The sequence below is a fragment of the Croceitalea dokdonensis DOKDO 023 genome, from assembly GCF_001306415.1.
GTDB lineage: Bacteria > Bacteroidota > Bacteroidia > Flavobacteriales > Flavobacteriaceae > Croceitalea > Croceitalea dokdonensis.
This window is the reverse complement of record NZ_LDJX01000005.1, coordinates 185,836-200,335: the sequence shown is the minus strand read 5'-3', so window position 1 is coordinate 200,335 and position 14,500 is coordinate 185,836. Positions and strand designations below refer to the sequence as shown.

Genomic DNA, 14,500 nt, shown 5'->3' with positions numbered 1-14,500 from the left:
ACCTGTAAGTAGCCTTCCGTATTTTGGCTTATTTAACGAGTTGCACCACCTCGGCTATTACTTGAGCATTGGTAACAGCTACCCTATCCTCCTGAAGATGAGGGTTGGAATTCAAAGGTATTTTATCTGTCTGTGGCAGATGATGTTGAAACTGGCTCCCTGATAGGTGGATAGCGCTAAAACCTTCCTTTTTAAAATCCAAAACATTTTGGTGGTGTATTCCACCGCCAGGCATGACTACCATTCGCGTATTTAACTTTTTAAGTTGCGCCAACTGTGTTAGCGCATTATGGGAATTGGCCTTGCCACCAGAAGTTAAAACGCAGTGCGCCCCGAGTTGGTCCAATTGCTGTAACGCCTTTTTTTGGTCGGATATCCAATCAAAGGCACGATGAAATGTAAAATGTAAGGGTGCCGCTTTTTTGATCAATTTTTGCGTCCGTTGGATATCCAAGGTGGCATCAGCGTTTAAAATACCACAAACGATACCATCGGCACCAGCCGAGATACACAAGCCAATATCGTTGAGCATCACTTCAAACTCTAAATCGGTATAGGTAAAATGTGCGCTACGGGGACGTATGAGTACATGTACAGGGATGGACAGCCTGCTTTTGACCAACTGCAGCAATCCGTAAGAAGGGGTGACCCCACCTACCCCAAGTTCTGAGCAAAGCTCAATTCGGTCAGCACCTGCTTTTTCGGCATTTAGGGCAGATTGCAAGGAATTACAGCAAACCTCAACCAACATATTGGTATATTTAAAATATCTAAAATAAACAACCCAAGCATGCAACGCAGAAAATTCTTAAAAAAATCTAGCCTTACGGCCGTTGGAGCTCTTTCTACCACAGCACTTGCCTCATGTAAAACCAAAACGTCAGAGGATGAAAATGCACGGAACGCACCCATGGAAACCAAATCCCCCATCCGCCCAATTGCAATTGCCACTTGGAATGTCCCCAACTCCACAGCTGCAGCTTGGAAAGTCCTTAAAGAGGGCGGCACGTCGTTGGATGCGGTAGAAACTGGCGTTAAAATGGAAGAAGCAGATGTAAACAACCAATCTGTGGGAAAAGGTGGCAGACCTGATCGCGATGGCCATGTAACGCTAGATGCCTGCATTATGGATTCAAAAGGCAACTGTGGTGCCGTGGTCTACCTACAACATATCACCCATGCCATTTCCGTGGCAAGAAAAGTGATGGAAGAAACTCCCCATGTGATGCTTGCCGGCAAGGGTGCGGAACAATTTGCTTTTGAGCAAGGATTTGATAAAGAGGATTTATTGACGAAGAAATCCAAAGCGGAGTGGCTAGAATGGAAGAAGGAAGCCAAATATGCGCCGGTCATCAATATTGAAAACCATGATACCATTGGTATGCTGGCCATTGATAAAAACGGTGATATTTCGGGCGCTTGCACCACAAGCGGCATGGCGTATAAAATGGCCGGTCGTGTTGGAGACTCACCAATTATTGGCTCGGGACTTTTTGTGGACAATGAAATTGGTGGCGCTACCGCCACGGGACAAGGTGAGGAAATAGTAAAGACCGTGGGTAGTTTTTTGGTCGTGGAGCTCATGCGCCAGGGACGTTCTCCCCAAGAAGCTTGCGAGGAAGCCGTTAACCGCATCATCAAAAATGACCCTAATTATGAAAAAATTCAAGTAGGGTATATTGCCATCAACAAAAATGGGGAAACCGGGGGGTATTGTATTCATCCCGGGTTTAGTTATCGGGTATATACGGAACAGGGACATGAGAACATCGAATCCAGTAGTTTCTTATAAATTTTAGTACCATTTTTTTCCAAACTTCTCATTCAAGATTAAAAATTTTATCGCTGTTATTTACTTTAAACGCATTTTCTTTTTCGCTATTCTAAGTATTATCCTAAGCTGTAGCCACATCCATATCAATTTCTTTTTCGCTGAAGATAAAAGCTTAATGCGCATGGTAATGGAGGCTGTTTTTATTGTTCCCGCATGTACTCTTAATGCCTTTTTTCTCGAATTTTCCGGAGACTTTAAAAGAAAAACGAAGCAAATCCTATTTGGGAATATGGTACTGGTATTAGTTCTTGTAATTTTCTCTACCATCCATTGATCTTATCCAACTCTAGTATTATGATTTTTATCAACTTATGGATAGCAAATACAATTTGGTTTTTATCGAGAAGGATAAAGACTTGACGCTAATATCCCATATCTTAAGTCTTTTTTCTACTTTTAAAACCTGTCAACTTTTATCTATTAACTGACAACTAAAAAACATGTCCGAACAAAAACGACTTTTTCTGCTTGATGCCTACGCCCTAATTTTTCGTGGGTATTACGCCTTGATAAAAAACCCTAGAATAAACTCTAAAGGCATGGACACCTCTGCCATCATGGGGTTTGTGAATTCACTTTTTGATGTCATCAAAAGGGAGCGACCAGACCATCTTGCCGTAGCTTTTGATAAAGGGGGCAGTGTGGAACGTACTGAACTTTTTGAGGCTTACAAGGCCAACCGGGATGAGACACCAGATGCCATAAGGATTGCCGTTCCATACATTCAGAATATTTTAAAGGCACTTAAAATTCCAATAATAGAATTGGAAGGATACGAGGCCGATGACCTTATTGGCACCATAGCCAAGCAGGCCGAAAAAGAAAATTATAAGGTTTTTATGGTGACCCCTGACAAGGATTTTGGGCAACTGGTTTCGGAGAACATTTTTATGTATCGCCCTGCGCGAATGGGCAATGGCATTGAAATCTGGGGCATACCCGAGATACAAAAGCGCTTTGGGGTAGAACGTCCAGAACAGGTCATAGATTATTTGGGCATGATGGGTGATGCCAGTGATAACATTCCCGGACTTCCTGGTGTAGGGGACAAAACGGCCAAAAAGTTTTTGGAACAGTTTGGTTCTATGGAAGGACTCCTGGCTAATACGGACCAACTCAAAGGTAAAATGAGGGAGAAAGTAGAGGCCAATGCAGAGCTGGGCAGGTTGTCCCGTCAGCTTGCCGAAATAAAAGTTGATTGTGAGGTTACCTTTAATGCCGATGATTACCAGATGTGCCAACCCGATGCCCAACAGGTACAGGAGATATTTGAGGAACTGGAGTTTAGACGCCTAAAAGATCAGTTCCTAAAACTATTTTCGGAAGGGGCGGAATCGGCAACAGACAATCAAGACAACACGGCCCAAAAAGCAAAACTGGAAACCAAAACCGCAGGAAGTGGACAATTCACCCTTTTTGGGGGCGACCCTGCCAATGTCGCAGCTACCATTGCCGATAGCAGTGGCAGAAAAACCATTGCGGATACCACCCATTTTTACCAATTGGTACAAGGGGAATTGGCCATGCAATTGTTCCTAAAAAAACTACTGGAACAACCGTCTGTATGTTTTGATACGGAAACCACCTCCTTAAACCCACTGGAGGCCCAATTGGTAGGTATTGCCTTTAGCTGGCAAACCGGAAAGGGCTATTATATCCCGTTCTCAGAGGACAAGGATAAGGTTCATCAGCTGCTGGAACAGCTACGCCCGTTCTTTGAATCAGAAGAAATAGAAAAGGTTGGACAGAATTTAAAATATGATATCAAGGTGATGAAAAACCATGGTATCCAGGTCAAAGGACATCTTTTTGATACCATGCTGGCGCATTACCTGATCAATCCGGATATGCGCCACAATATGGATGTACTCTCGGAAACCTATCTAAATTACACCCCTGTTTCCATTACCGAACTCATTGGAAAAAAAGGAAGGAACCAACTTAGCATGCGGGACGTTCCTTTAGAAAAACAAACGGAATATGCCGTTGAGGACGCGGATATCACCTTTCAACTGGCAGCACATTTTCGTCCAGAACTCCAAGCGGCAAATACCCAAAAGCTATTTGAAGATATTGAAGTGCCCCTATTACGGGTATTGGCAGACATGGAAAGTGAGGGCATCAATCTTGATAAAGATTTCTTAGGGTCGCTCTCCGGGGATTTGGACAACGACATCAAAAACTTGGAACGGCAAATATACCAAGCTGCGGGAACAGAATTCAATATTGGATCTCCAAAGCAATTGGGTGAGGTGCTGTTCGATAGAATGAAGCTTGTGGACAAACCAAAAAAAACCAAAACGGGGCAATACTCCACCGCGGAAGATGTGTTATCCTATTTGGCCAAAGACCATGAAATCATACAACATGTGTTGGATTACCGCGGGCTAGCCAAACTAAAAAGCACCTATGTAGACGCCTTGCCAGAACAGGTAGAAGCAACAACGGGACGGGTACATACAGATTATATGCAAACGGTAGCGGCCACAGGCCGATTGAGCAGTAATAATCCTAATTTACAGAACATTCCCATTCGAACAGAGCGCGGAAGGCAAGTAAGAAAAGCTTTTGTTCCGCGCGACGAAAACTATGTTTTACTAGCGGCAGATTATTCACAGATTGAGCTTCGTATCATCGCTGCATTGAGTGAAGAAGACACCATGATAGAGGCCTTTAAAAACGGAATGGACATTCATGCCTCAACTGCATCCAAGGTTTTTAATGTACCTATAGAAGAAGTAACTAGAGAACAACGTAGCAATGCTAAAACGGTCAACTTTGGTATTATCTATGGAGTATCTGCCTTCGGATTGAGCAACCAAACCGATTTAACCCGTGCAGAATCCAAAGAGCTCATCGATACCTACTACAAAACCTATCCGAAATTAAGGAATTACATGAGTGAACAAATTGATTTTGCTCGGGATAACGGCTTTGTACAGACAGTTCTTGGCAGAAGGCGCTATCTTAAAGACATTAACGGAAGTAACCAAGTGGTCCGCGGTGCCGCAGAACGCAACGCCGTAAACGCGCCCATACAAGGTAGTGCCGCGGACATCATTAAAATCGCGATGATCAACATTCATAACAAATTAACACAAGGCAACTATAAGACCAAAATGCTGCTACAAGTGCACGATGAACTGGTTTTTGACTGCTACAAGCCTGAACTGGACGAAATGAAGGTACTGATCAGGTCTGAAATGGAAAATGCCTACACTATGAGTGTCCCCTTGGATGTTGAAGTTGGCGTTGGCCAAAATTGGCTGGAGGCGCACTAAGAAGTTGTGGTGCCTTGCAGCTATGGCCTAGAAGCAAGCTATTTAACAAATCATTGGGCAATAACAAGTTAATTTGTTTAGACCATTTCTGGTATCGCAAACCCTGATCAACAGACATAAAAAAAGGCACCGATGCGGTGCCTTTAAATCCTATGCAATTATTGGCCTTACCAAAGCCCAAAAGCAAGTTTAAACCGAGATTTTCTGCGTTTCTTGACTTCTTCCTTTTCTATTTGGGCCTCTATATTGTTTAATCTCGCTTGTTCTTCAAAGTGGGCAAACATTTCCATTGAATAGGGATAAGCTTGCCATACGGTTGGGTAATGCTTTAACTTTCTCATCATGAAATGATTTTTTATAACGCTGCAAACATCCGAAAGACCCAGCACTACCAATACCTCTAGATTTGCTAATTTCTATGGTATATTATCCATTATTATTATTTTTTGAGGAAATCTCGGTAATCAGTTAAACAAACCCTTCTTACACCACCAAAATATTTTAAAATTAGGTGTACAGGAATACTGCCGTCGGTGAAGTTTTTAACAAGAGTGCCTTAGGTGTAATTCTCCCCTATTTGCTCCAATACTTTTAAAAAAGTTTCAAATTCAAGAACATCCAAACCCCGTACGGCCTGTTTTCGTAATTGTTGGGCATGGGGCTGTATCCGCGCAATAAGCGATTCTCCTTCCGGGGTAAGCTCCAGTTTAAACCGCTTTAAATCCCCTTTAAACCTGGATTTGGATATCCAACCTTTGCGCTCTAAACCACCTATGACACGCGAAGTGGTGGCACGGTTACGGAAGTTGGATTTGACAATTTCTGTCTGGGAGGCCTCCTCCCCTAACACGGAGATACGATGTAAAATCACCCATTGTTCTATGGTCATGTCAATACCCAACTCCCCAAACTTTCGCAGATAGGCATCCTGTACCTTTCTCAACACAAGATCTAGATGTAAACCAATGCCCGAGATTTGGTCTATTTGATGTAACATGCTTTCCTTTATTCTCCAGGTGAACATTTGAACCTGGCACAATGATTTTTAACGAAAATTTATTTCTGTAAGCCTTTTGGCATGGCAAAAATATGTATTTTTGTTGCATTAACAACAATTTTAATCCAACAACATTAGAACAATATCCTATGGAAACCACTTCAATACCCAAAATACATGATGCGGCCAAAGATTTTATGCCCATCAATGGTACCGATTATATTGAGTTATACGTAGGCAACTCCAAACAAGCGGCCCACTTTTACAAAGCTGCCTTTGGTTTTCAATCCTATGCTTATGCGGGATTGCAAACGGGTTTAAAGGACCGTGAGAGTTACGTGGTCATTCAAGATAAGATTCGCTTGGTGTTAACCTCCCCCCTTAAAAGTGGCACTGAAATTGGCAAGCATATAGACAAACATGGGGACGGGGTAAAAGTAGTGGCCCTTTGGGTAGATGATGCAACCTATGCCTATGAAACCGCCATGAAGAATGGGGCCAAATCCTACATGGAACCCGTTACGGAGAAAGATGAGCATGGTAAAGTTGTAAGGGCGGGCATCTACACCTATGGGGAAACCGTTCATATTTTTGTGGAACGTAAGGACTACAAAGGCACCTTTTTGCCCGGATTTACAAAGTGGGAAACGCCAGATTACAATCCGGCCCCCACAGGCTTAAAATACGTAGACCACATGGTGGGCAACGTAGGGTGGGACCGCATGAACCATTGGGTGGAGTTTTATGAAAAAGTGATGGGTTTTGTAAACATCCTGTCCTTTGACGATAATGATATCTCTACGGAATACACCGCTTTAATGAGCAAGGTGATGAGCAATGGGAATGGCCGTATAAAATTTCCCATAAACGAACCTGCGGAAGGAGCCAAAAAATCACAGGTAGAAGAATATTTGGATTTCTACGAAGGTGAAGGTGTACAACATATTGCCGTGGCAACGGACGACATCATAAAAACCGTGCGTGAGCTCAAAAGTAGGGGCATTGAATTTTTGAACATTCCAGATACCTATTACGATGCCGTAACGGACCGCGTAGGGAAAATAGATGAGGATATTGCGCCACTAAAAGAATTGGGTATTTTGGTAGACCGTGATGATGAAGGTTATCTGCTGCAAATTTTCACCCGTCCTATAGAACCAAGGCCCACCATGTTCTTTGAAATTATACAAAGAAAAGGGGCACAATCGTTTGGAAAAGGTAACTTTAAAGCATTGTTTGAAGCCATTGAACTGGAACAACAGTTAAGGGGAACCTTGCATTAAGGTGCGGATACAAAAGTTTTAAGTTTAAAGTGCACGCTATTTTGAACTTTATTCGGGTACTTCAACTAAAAAAACAAAACTATGCCCATATATCACAAACTTGGTCAGTTTCCGCAAAAGCGGCACACCCAATTTCGAAAGCCTGACGGCAATCTGTACTATGAGCAATTGTTTGGGACCATCGGTTTTGATGGAATGTCTTCCTTATTATATCATGTACACCGTCCCACGCAGGTTAAGGAAATTGGAAAGGCTCTTGACATGAGCCCAAAAATTGCTGAGGCCAAACACATCAAATCAAGAAAGCTCATTGGTTTTAACGTGGAACCTAAAGCGGATTTTTTAGAGTCCCGTGAACCTATGATGGTCAATAATGACATACATATTGGTCTCGCTGCGCCCAAACGATCCATGACCACCTATTTTTACAAAAACTCCGATGCTGATGAAATGTTGTTCATTCATCGCGGTACGGGAAAGCTGAAAACCTTTCTGGGAAACATACCGTTTGAATACGGGGATTATTTGATTATCCCAAGGGGAATGATCTACCAAATGGAATTTGATACCGAGGACAACCGTATCCTTTATGCAGAATCCTTCCACCCCATTTACACCCCAAAACGCTACCGCAATTGGTTTGGGCAGCTCTTGGAACATTCACCGTTCTGCGAACGCGATTACAAATTGCCACAAGACTTGGAAACCCATGATGAAACCGGGGAGTTTATCCTAAAAATTAAAAAGCAGGGCGTGCTACACCATTTGGTCTATGCAACACACCCTTTTGATGTGGTAGGCTGGGATGGGTATAATTATCCGTATGGTTTTTCAATCCATAATTTTGAGCCCATTACGGGCCGTGTGCATCAACCGCCACCAGTGCACCAAACTTTTGAGACCAGTGCATTTGTTATCTGTTCTTTCTGCCCTAGGCTGTATGATTACCATCCAAAATCAATACCGGCTCCCTACAACCACAGCAATATAGATTCTGATGAGATGCTTTATTATGTTGATGGTGATTTTATGAGTAGAACGGGCATTGGTCCAGGGTATATTTCTTTGCATCCGGCAGGTATTCCGCATGGGCCACACCCAGGCACCTATGAAGCTAGTATCGGCAAAACGGAAACCAAAGAACTGGCCGTGATGATCGATACGTTTAAACCCCTACAGCTTACGGAAAATGCCATGAAAATCGATGACGGAAAATACTATACATCGTGGTTGGAAAACCCTTCATAAATCCTGTTAAGGCGGACATTAAAAACAAACAAGAACTGCGTTAGAAAAGCGAAGTCCTTAGATTTTACATAAAGCTTGTCGCTTGTTTCTAACATTTAGATATTATTTATGATTGTAGACATACCTAAAAACTCAGATTTTTCCATTCATAACATCCCCTTTGGTATATTTTCTACTGCGGACCGAAGTCCTAGGGCAGGTGTAGCCATCGGAGACCATATTTTGGACTTGGCCGCAGTGGCCCAACTGGATGTTTTTGATTTCAATACCGCTGTTTTTGAAAAACAAACCCTCAATGATTTTATTGACCTAGGTAAGAACATTACCAACAAGGTACGCAAGGATATCCAAAAGTGGTTACAGGATGATGTTTCCGTACTGGCGAACAAGCCCCAACTTTTTGTTAGGCAGTCAGAGGCGCAAATGCATATGCCGGTCTTTATAAATGATTATACGGACTTTTACTCCAGTATGGAACATGCCACCAATGTGGGCAAAATGTTTCGTGATCCGGAAAATGCGCTCTTGCCCAATTGGAGGCACATCCCCGTTGGCTACCACGGTCGCGCAAGCTCCATTGTGGTGAGCGGACAGGCGATTCACCGCCCAAAAGGACAGACCATACCCAACGACTCCAAACAACCAATCTTTGGCGCGTCACAGGGGTTGGACTTTGAGTTGGAAATGGGTTTTATTACTGGAAAAAGCACCACCCTTGGAGCATCCATCAGTACGCAGCAGGCAGATGATTATATTTTTGGGATGGTCTTGTTAAATGATTGGTCTGCGCGGGATATCCAAAAATGGGAATATGTCCCGCTAGGTCCTTTTTTGGCCAAAAACTTCGCCTCCCATATTTCCCCTTGGATTGTGACCCTGGAAGCCTTGGAGCCTTTTAAGGTTGCGGGACCAAAACAAGAGCCAGAAGTACTCCCTTATTTGCAATATGAGGGGTACAAAAATTACGACATCAACCTAGAGGTAGGTATTGTACCGGAGGGTAGCTCAGAACAAACCGTTTGTCATTCCAATTTTAAATTTATGTATTGGAACATGGCACAGCAGTTGGCCCACCATACGGTAAATGGATGTAACGTTAACATTGGCGACCTTTACGGTTCCGGGACCATTTCCGGAAAAGATGAAAACTCTTATGGTTCTATGCTAGAACTGGCCTGGATGGGCACTAAGCCTTTAAAAATGAAAGATGGCACGGAACGCAAATTTATTCATGATGGTGATACCGTTATCATGCGCGGACATTCCCAAAAAGAAGGAAAACGGGTTGGCTTTGGTGAGGTTAAAGCAAAAATCTTACCGGCAACATAAACGCAAGCACCCACAAACCACTACCTTTATTTAACCGTGCCCAGTTTCCAAAGAATAGCAAGATAACCTATGATAAAAACACTAGACCCTAACCAGATAGCGCAACCAGATCTGCACAGCATATTGTTGACGGCGGTGGCACCACGCCCCATATGCTTTGCGAGTACCGTGGACAAATCCGGTAACGTTAACTTAAGCCCTTTCAGCTATTTTAACGTATTTAGTTCCAATCCCCCGGTGCTTATTTTCTCACCGGCCAGGAGTGGTAGGGACAATACGTTAAAGCACTCCCACGAAAATGTAAAAGAAGTGGCAGAAGTGGTCATTAATATCGTTAACTACCCCCTGGTAGAACAAATGTCATTGTCCAGCACAGCCTATCCAAAGGGAATAAATGAATTTGTTAAGGCAGGACTTAAACAAGTGGCCAGTACCAAAGTACGTCCCCCACGGGTGGCCGAAGCCCCCGTATCTTTTGAATGTACGGTTACGGATGTCATAGAATTGGCGACAACCCCTGGGGCAGGAAACTTGATACTATGTGAAGTAAAACTTATCCATATGAATGAGAATTACCTAACCGATGGCCAGCTAGATACCAAAAAACTAGATTTGGTAGGCCGTATGGGGGGTAGTTGGTATACCCGTTCCAATGGCGAGTCTTTGTTCGAAATTCCCAAACCCATACGCACAACGGGCATAGGGGTGGATGCGCTTCCTGAGGGAATTAGAAACAGCGCCATACTCACAGGTAATAACTTAGGGCGACTTGGAAATCTGGAATCACTCCCTGAAGATCATGAAATGCAGGCCATGGAGAAAGATGATGAACTTTTGATGATGGCCAAGAAAGTAGGGCATGATTCTTCTGAACATAAAAGACAATTGCATTGGCTGGCGCAGCGCATGTTAGAAGAAGGAGAGAGTAAAAGGGCCATGTGTGTTTTATTGGTGGCAGAAAAACTGGATTCATGAGCGATATTACATCCATCTTTAAACCCTATTTAGAACCCAAGGAGGTGTATAGGGGAGGTAAAAATGTTCCTGCCTCAGATAAGAAAATCTACAAGCTTTCTTCCAATGAAAACCCTATTGGTGCGTCGCCAAAGGCCATAGCAATGATTAAACAAGCGGCCGAATCCATTGACCTATACCCAGACCAAACGGATATTCGGCTCAGGGAAGCTTTAGTGACGGATTTTGGGCAAGAATTAACGCCAGATCAGTTTATATGCGGCAACAGTGGTTCTGAAATCATTGATATGGTGTTAAGGGCGTTTATTAACGAAGGTGACGAAGTCATCTATTCCAATCCCTGTTTTTTGCCTTACCATGTTTTTTCCAGATGGTATGGAGCCAAGCTCATTGACGTACCTTTAAAAGAAGCGTCCTTTGCTCTAGATGTAGAAGGCATACTGAAAGTCGTAACCCAAAAAACCAAAATCATTTTCTTAACCAGCCCCAACAATCCTACGGGCACCTATATCAAAAAAGATGTTTTAGAAGCTTTTTTGGAAAGAATTCCAAATAACATTATCATAGTGTTTGATGAGGTTTATCGCCATTTTGCCGACGCAACCGACTATACAACCGCTTTGCCCTTTGTCAAAAAAGGCCACTCCATTATTGCGGTCAACAGCTTCTCAAAAACCTATGGTTTGGCCGGCCAACGGGTTGGGTATTGCTATACCACAACTACCATTGCTAAGTACATCCGCCAGATACATAAACCCTTTTTACTGCCCATCACCTCTATTGAAGGAGCCATTGGAGCATTAAGAGACCATGAATTCATTAAAAAAACCGTGCAGACCGTTTTGGAAGGTAGGCGGTTTTTGCAAGAGTCTTTTACCAAGCTTGGCATTACCTATTGGCCCACCCAAGCGAATTTTTTTATCATAGACCCCCCACTACCTGAAATGGAGTTTACCAATCAATTAATGGATCAGGGAATCATGGTGAGACCAGTCTCCCAATTTGGCGCTCCCGGTAAGGTACGCATTTCCATTGGGGATCAGGAGGCAAACCAGGCATTAATCAAGGTGTTGAAAAACCTCAAATAACTTAGGCACATTACCTTTTTGACCCTTTTGCAAGAACTCGCCATGTTTCACAGGTACTACTAGAACTTGTGGGGAACCCAATTAAAGCCCTTGCCCTGCAGGTCTGTAAAAGGCCTATAAGAATAAAGCAATCGCATACGACAGCCGAACATCTCGTTCTAATTTTGGGCATTACCAAAAAAATCAATAAGAAAATAAAATATTATTTTACAAGCATTTGCAATTCAATCTAATAATTGTACATTTGCACCCCGATTATTGGGAAGGATTTGAAAATCAATAATAGTTCAAGCAGTGGATACATTAAGTTATAAGACAATTTCAGCCAAACCTGCCGACATTCAGAAAGAATGGGTACTTGTAGATGCTGAAGGACAAACCCTTGGAAGACTGGCATCAAAAGTGGCTAAAATTTTAAGAGGTAAGTATAAGCCAAATTTTACCCCTCATGTAGATTGCGGTGACAACGTTATTGTTGTGAACGCGGAAAAGATACAAATGACCGGTAACAAATGGAATGACAAAACGTATCTGCGCTACACAGGATATCCAGGCGGACAACGAGCAACTTCTGCGCTAAGTTTACTGGACAAACATCCGGAACGTATTATTGAGAAGTCCGTTAAGGGCATGCTGCCAAAAAACAAACTGGGTGCAGATTTGTTTCGCAACCTAAAGGTATATGCTGGTGCAGCGCATGGCCAAGAGGCTCAAAAACCAAAGGCTATTAATTTAAATGACTACAAATAATGGAAGTGGTTCATAAAATAGGAAGAAGGAAGACAGCCGTAGCTAGGGTTTATGTTTCCGAAGGAAAAGGGAACATCACGGTGAACAAAAGGAATCTTGAGGAATACTTTTCCACTGCAACCCTGCAATATAAAGTAAAACAACCGTTTAGCCTTACTGAAACTGATGACAATTATGACGTTAAGGTAAATGTCTATGGAGGCGGTATTACGGGTCAGGCAGAGGCAGTTCGTTTGGCAATTTCAAGGGCTTTGTGTGAGATAAATGAAGAGCACAGATTGGCCTTAAAACCAGAAGGCTTGCTTACCAGGGACCCAAGAATGGTTGAACGTAAGAAGTTCGGTCAGAAAAAAGCCCGTAAGAAATTCCAGTTCTCTAAACGTTAAGAATTTAGCGTAACGAAGTAGTTACGTCAACCATACATCCCAGTGGTAATTTGGGAAAAGTTCATAAAATCCTGGCCTTGCGGTCAGGATTACATTTTAAATCAAAGTTGTCGTTGTTCCAAGGAGTGAATTACGAACTTTTTGGAATTTAGTTTAGCATCTAAATGTTTAGGGCGATTTGTACCATCAATGACCACCAAAGCATTGCTATCCCAACGGAACGTAAACTAATTACAAAAGAATGGCAAGTAAAGTTGAAGTAAAAAATCTATTGGAAGCAGGTGTGCATTTTGGACACCTTACCCGCAAGTGGAACCCTAACATGGCCCCATACATCTACATGGAGCGCAACGGTATCCACGTTATCAATCTCTACAAAACTGTAGCAAAATTAGATGAGGCCAATGAGGCGCTAAGAAAAATTGCCGCCTCCGGACGTAAAATCCTCTTTGTGGCCACAAAGAAACAAGCAAAGGATATTGTTGCCGAGAAAGTAGCTAATGTAAACATGCCCTACATTACAGAAAGGTGGCCAGGTGGTATGCTGACCAACTTTGTGACCATTAGGAAAGCGGTAAAAAAAATGGCCTCCATTGACCGCATGAAGAAGGACGGAACCTTTAACACCCTATCTAAAAAGGAACGCTTACAGGTAGACCGTCTAAGAGCCAAATTGGAAAAAAACCTTGGTTCCATTTCTGAAATGACAAGGTTGCCAGGTGCCATCTTCATTGTAGATACCATGCGCGAGCACATTGCCGTGAAAGAAGCCCAAAAATTGAACATTCCCATTTTTGCGATGGTAGATACCAATTCCGATCCAAGACCCATTGACTATATCATCCCTTCCAACGATGATGCAGGCAAGTCCATTGAGATTATCATGGGATCGGTTACGGAAGCGGTGGCAGAAGGTCTGGCAGAGCGCAAAGCAGAGAAGCAAAGCGACAAACCTGCCCAAAAGGAAAAGACACAAACCGTTACCGCAGAAAAAGTTGAGGTAAAGGCAGCTCCTGTTAAAAAGGAAAAGGCGGCTCCTAAAAAAGCAGCAGCCGCAGACGATTTAACCAAAGTAGAAGGTATTGGGCCAAAAGCGGCGGAAGCCCTAGTGGCCGCCGGTGTAGCAACCTTTGCAGACCTCGCCAAAGCTGAGCCTGCAAACATTAAAACCATACTAACCGATGCCAGTCCACGTTTGGCGCATTTAGAGCCAGCCTCTTGGCCAAAGCAAGCCCAAATGGCCGCTGACGGCAAATGGGATGAGCTTAAGGAATGGCAGGACAACACCAAGGGTGGCATAGAAGATTCTGAGGAATAGCCCATTCTTGC

General features: G+C 43.1%; 13 protein-coding genes. 10 read left to right on the top strand and 3 right to left on the bottom strand.

From position 1 onward, the window contains the following. Positions 1-28: 28 nt before the first annotated feature. Positions 29-751 (bottom strand): copper homeostasis protein CutC, encoded by a 723-nt coding sequence (locus I595_RS11790; protein ID WP_054559805.1) that lies wholly within the window; start codon positions 749-751, stop codon positions 29-31. A 39-nt stretch (positions 752-790) separates the two neighbouring features. Between I595_RS11790 and I595_RS11785 the strand changes: the two genes are divergently transcribed. Together I595_RS11785 and polA are read left to right on the top strand one after the other, a co-directional pair. Beyond that, positions 791-1,792, top strand: coding sequence for an isoaspartyl peptidase/L-asparaginase family protein (locus I595_RS11785; protein WP_054559633.1), 1,002 nt, complete (start codon positions 791-793; stop codon positions 1,790-1,792). 482 nt (positions 1,793-2,274) lie between these two features. Next, the gene (polA, locus tag I595_RS11780; RefSeq protein ID WP_054559632.1) at positions 2,275-5,115 is read left to right on the top strand and encodes a DNA polymerase I; all 2,841 of its coding nucleotides are present in this window, start codon (positions 2,275-2,277) and stop codon (positions 5,113-5,115) included. A gap of 167 nt (positions 5,116-5,282) precedes the next feature. Here the strand turns inward: polA and I595_RS17415 are convergent, their stop codons facing one another. Both I595_RS17415 and I595_RS11775 read right to left on the bottom strand, forming a co-directional pair. After that, the gene (locus I595_RS17415) at positions 5,283-5,459 is read right to left on the bottom strand and encodes a hypothetical protein (protein ID WP_157449735.1); all 177 of its coding nucleotides are present in this window, start codon (positions 5,457-5,459) and stop codon (positions 5,283-5,285) included. 212 nt (positions 5,460-5,671) lie between these two features. After that, positions 5,672-6,112: a MarR family winged helix-turn-helix transcriptional regulator gene (locus I595_RS11775; RefSeq protein ID WP_054559804.1), complete on the bottom strand. Its 441-nt coding sequence runs from the start codon at positions 6,110-6,112 to the stop codon at positions 5,672-5,674. 149 nt (positions 6,113-6,261) lie between these two features. Here I595_RS11775 and hppD point away from each other — a divergent pair, with 149 nt between their 5' ends. The 8 genes from hppD (at position 6,262) to rpsB (ending at position 14,489) form a co-directional block, all read left to right on the top strand. Next, on the top strand, positions 6,262-7,395 hold the full coding sequence (gene hppD, locus I595_RS11770) for a 4-hydroxyphenylpyruvate dioxygenase (RefSeq protein WP_054559803.1): 1,134 nt from the start codon (positions 6,262-6,264) through the stop codon (positions 7,393-7,395). A gap of 81 nt (positions 7,396-7,476) precedes the next feature. Beyond that, positions 7,477-8,643 (top strand): homogentisate 1,2-dioxygenase, encoded by a 1,167-nt coding sequence (locus tag I595_RS11765; protein WP_054559631.1) that lies wholly within the window; start codon positions 7,477-7,479, stop codon positions 8,641-8,643. A gap of 108 nt (positions 8,644-8,751) precedes the next feature. Further along, positions 8,752-9,972: a fumarylacetoacetase gene (gene fahA / locus I595_RS11760; protein WP_054559630.1), complete on the top strand. Its 1,221-nt coding sequence runs from the start codon at positions 8,752-8,754 to the stop codon at positions 9,970-9,972. Between the two features lie 69 nt (positions 9,973-10,041). Further along, complete coding sequence (locus I595_RS11755; protein ID WP_054559629.1) at positions 10,042-10,947, top strand: flavin reductase family protein; 906 nt, start codon at positions 10,042-10,044, stop codon at positions 10,945-10,947. Then, a complete protein-coding gene (locus I595_RS11750) occupies positions 10,944-12,035 on the top strand; it encodes a pyridoxal phosphate-dependent aminotransferase (RefSeq protein WP_054559628.1) in 1,092 nt (363 codons plus the stop codon). The genes I595_RS11755 and I595_RS11750 overlap by 4 nt, the downstream gene beginning before the upstream one ends. Before the next feature lie 294 nt (positions 12,036-12,329). Then, positions 12,330-12,785: a 50S ribosomal protein L13 gene (gene rplM, locus I595_RS11745; protein WP_054559627.1), complete on the top strand. Its 456-nt coding sequence runs from the start codon at positions 12,330-12,332 to the stop codon at positions 12,783-12,785. Beyond that, on the top strand, positions 12,785-13,171 hold the full coding sequence (gene rpsI, locus I595_RS11740) for a 30S ribosomal protein S9 (RefSeq protein WP_054559626.1): 387 nt from the start codon (positions 12,785-12,787) through the stop codon (positions 13,169-13,171). Before rplM ends, rpsI begins: the two co-directional genes overlap by 1 nt. Positions 13,172-13,412: 241 nt before the next feature. Beyond that, positions 13,413-14,489 carry a 30S ribosomal protein S2 gene (gene rpsB / locus I595_RS11735; protein ID WP_054559625.1) on the top strand — a complete coding sequence of 359 codons (1,077 nt, stop codon included), beginning with the start codon at positions 13,413-13,415 and terminating at the stop codon, positions 14,487-14,489. The last annotated feature ends 11 nt before the right edge of the window (positions 14,490-14,500 follow it).

Bases quoted from the DNA above. Each gene is read 5' to 3' on its own strand.
- I595_RS11790 (WP_054559805.1), bottom strand. From the start codon at position 751: ATGTTGGTTGAGGTTTGCTGTAATTCCTTGCAATCTGCCCTAAATGCC.
- I595_RS11785 (WP_054559633.1), top strand. From the start codon at position 791: ATGCAACGCAGAAAATTCTTAAAAAAATCTAGCCTTACGGCCGTTGGA.
- polA (WP_054559632.1), top strand. From the start codon at position 2,275: ATGTCCGAACAAAAACGACTTTTTCTGCTTGATGCCTACGCCCTAATT.
- I595_RS17415 (WP_157449735.1), bottom strand. From the start codon at position 5,459: ATGATGAGAAAGTTAAAGCATTACCCAACCGTATGGCAAGCTTATCCC.
- I595_RS11775 (WP_054559804.1), bottom strand. From the start codon at position 6,112: ATGTTACATCAAATAGACCAAATCTCGGGCATTGGTTTACATCTAGAT.
- hppD (WP_054559803.1), top strand. From the start codon at position 6,262: ATGGAAACCACTTCAATACCCAAAATACATGATGCGGCCAAAGATTTT.
- I595_RS11765 (WP_054559631.1), top strand. From the start codon at position 7,477: ATGCCCATATATCACAAACTTGGTCAGTTTCCGCAAAAGCGGCACACC.
- fahA (WP_054559630.1), top strand. From the start codon at position 8,752: ATGATTGTAGACATACCTAAAAACTCAGATTTTTCCATTCATAACATC.
- I595_RS11755 (WP_054559629.1), top strand. From the start codon at position 10,042: ATGATAAAAACACTAGACCCTAACCAGATAGCGCAACCAGATCTGCAC.
- I595_RS11750 (WP_054559628.1), top strand. From the start codon at position 10,944: ATGAGCGATATTACATCCATCTTTAAACCCTATTTAGAACCCAAGGAG.
- rpsI (WP_054559626.1), top strand. From the start codon at position 12,785: ATGGAAGTGGTTCATAAAATAGGAAGAAGGAAGACAGCCGTAGCTAGG.
- rpsB (WP_054559625.1), top strand. From the start codon at position 13,413: ATGGCAAGTAAAGTTGAAGTAAAAAATCTATTGGAAGCAGGTGTGCAT.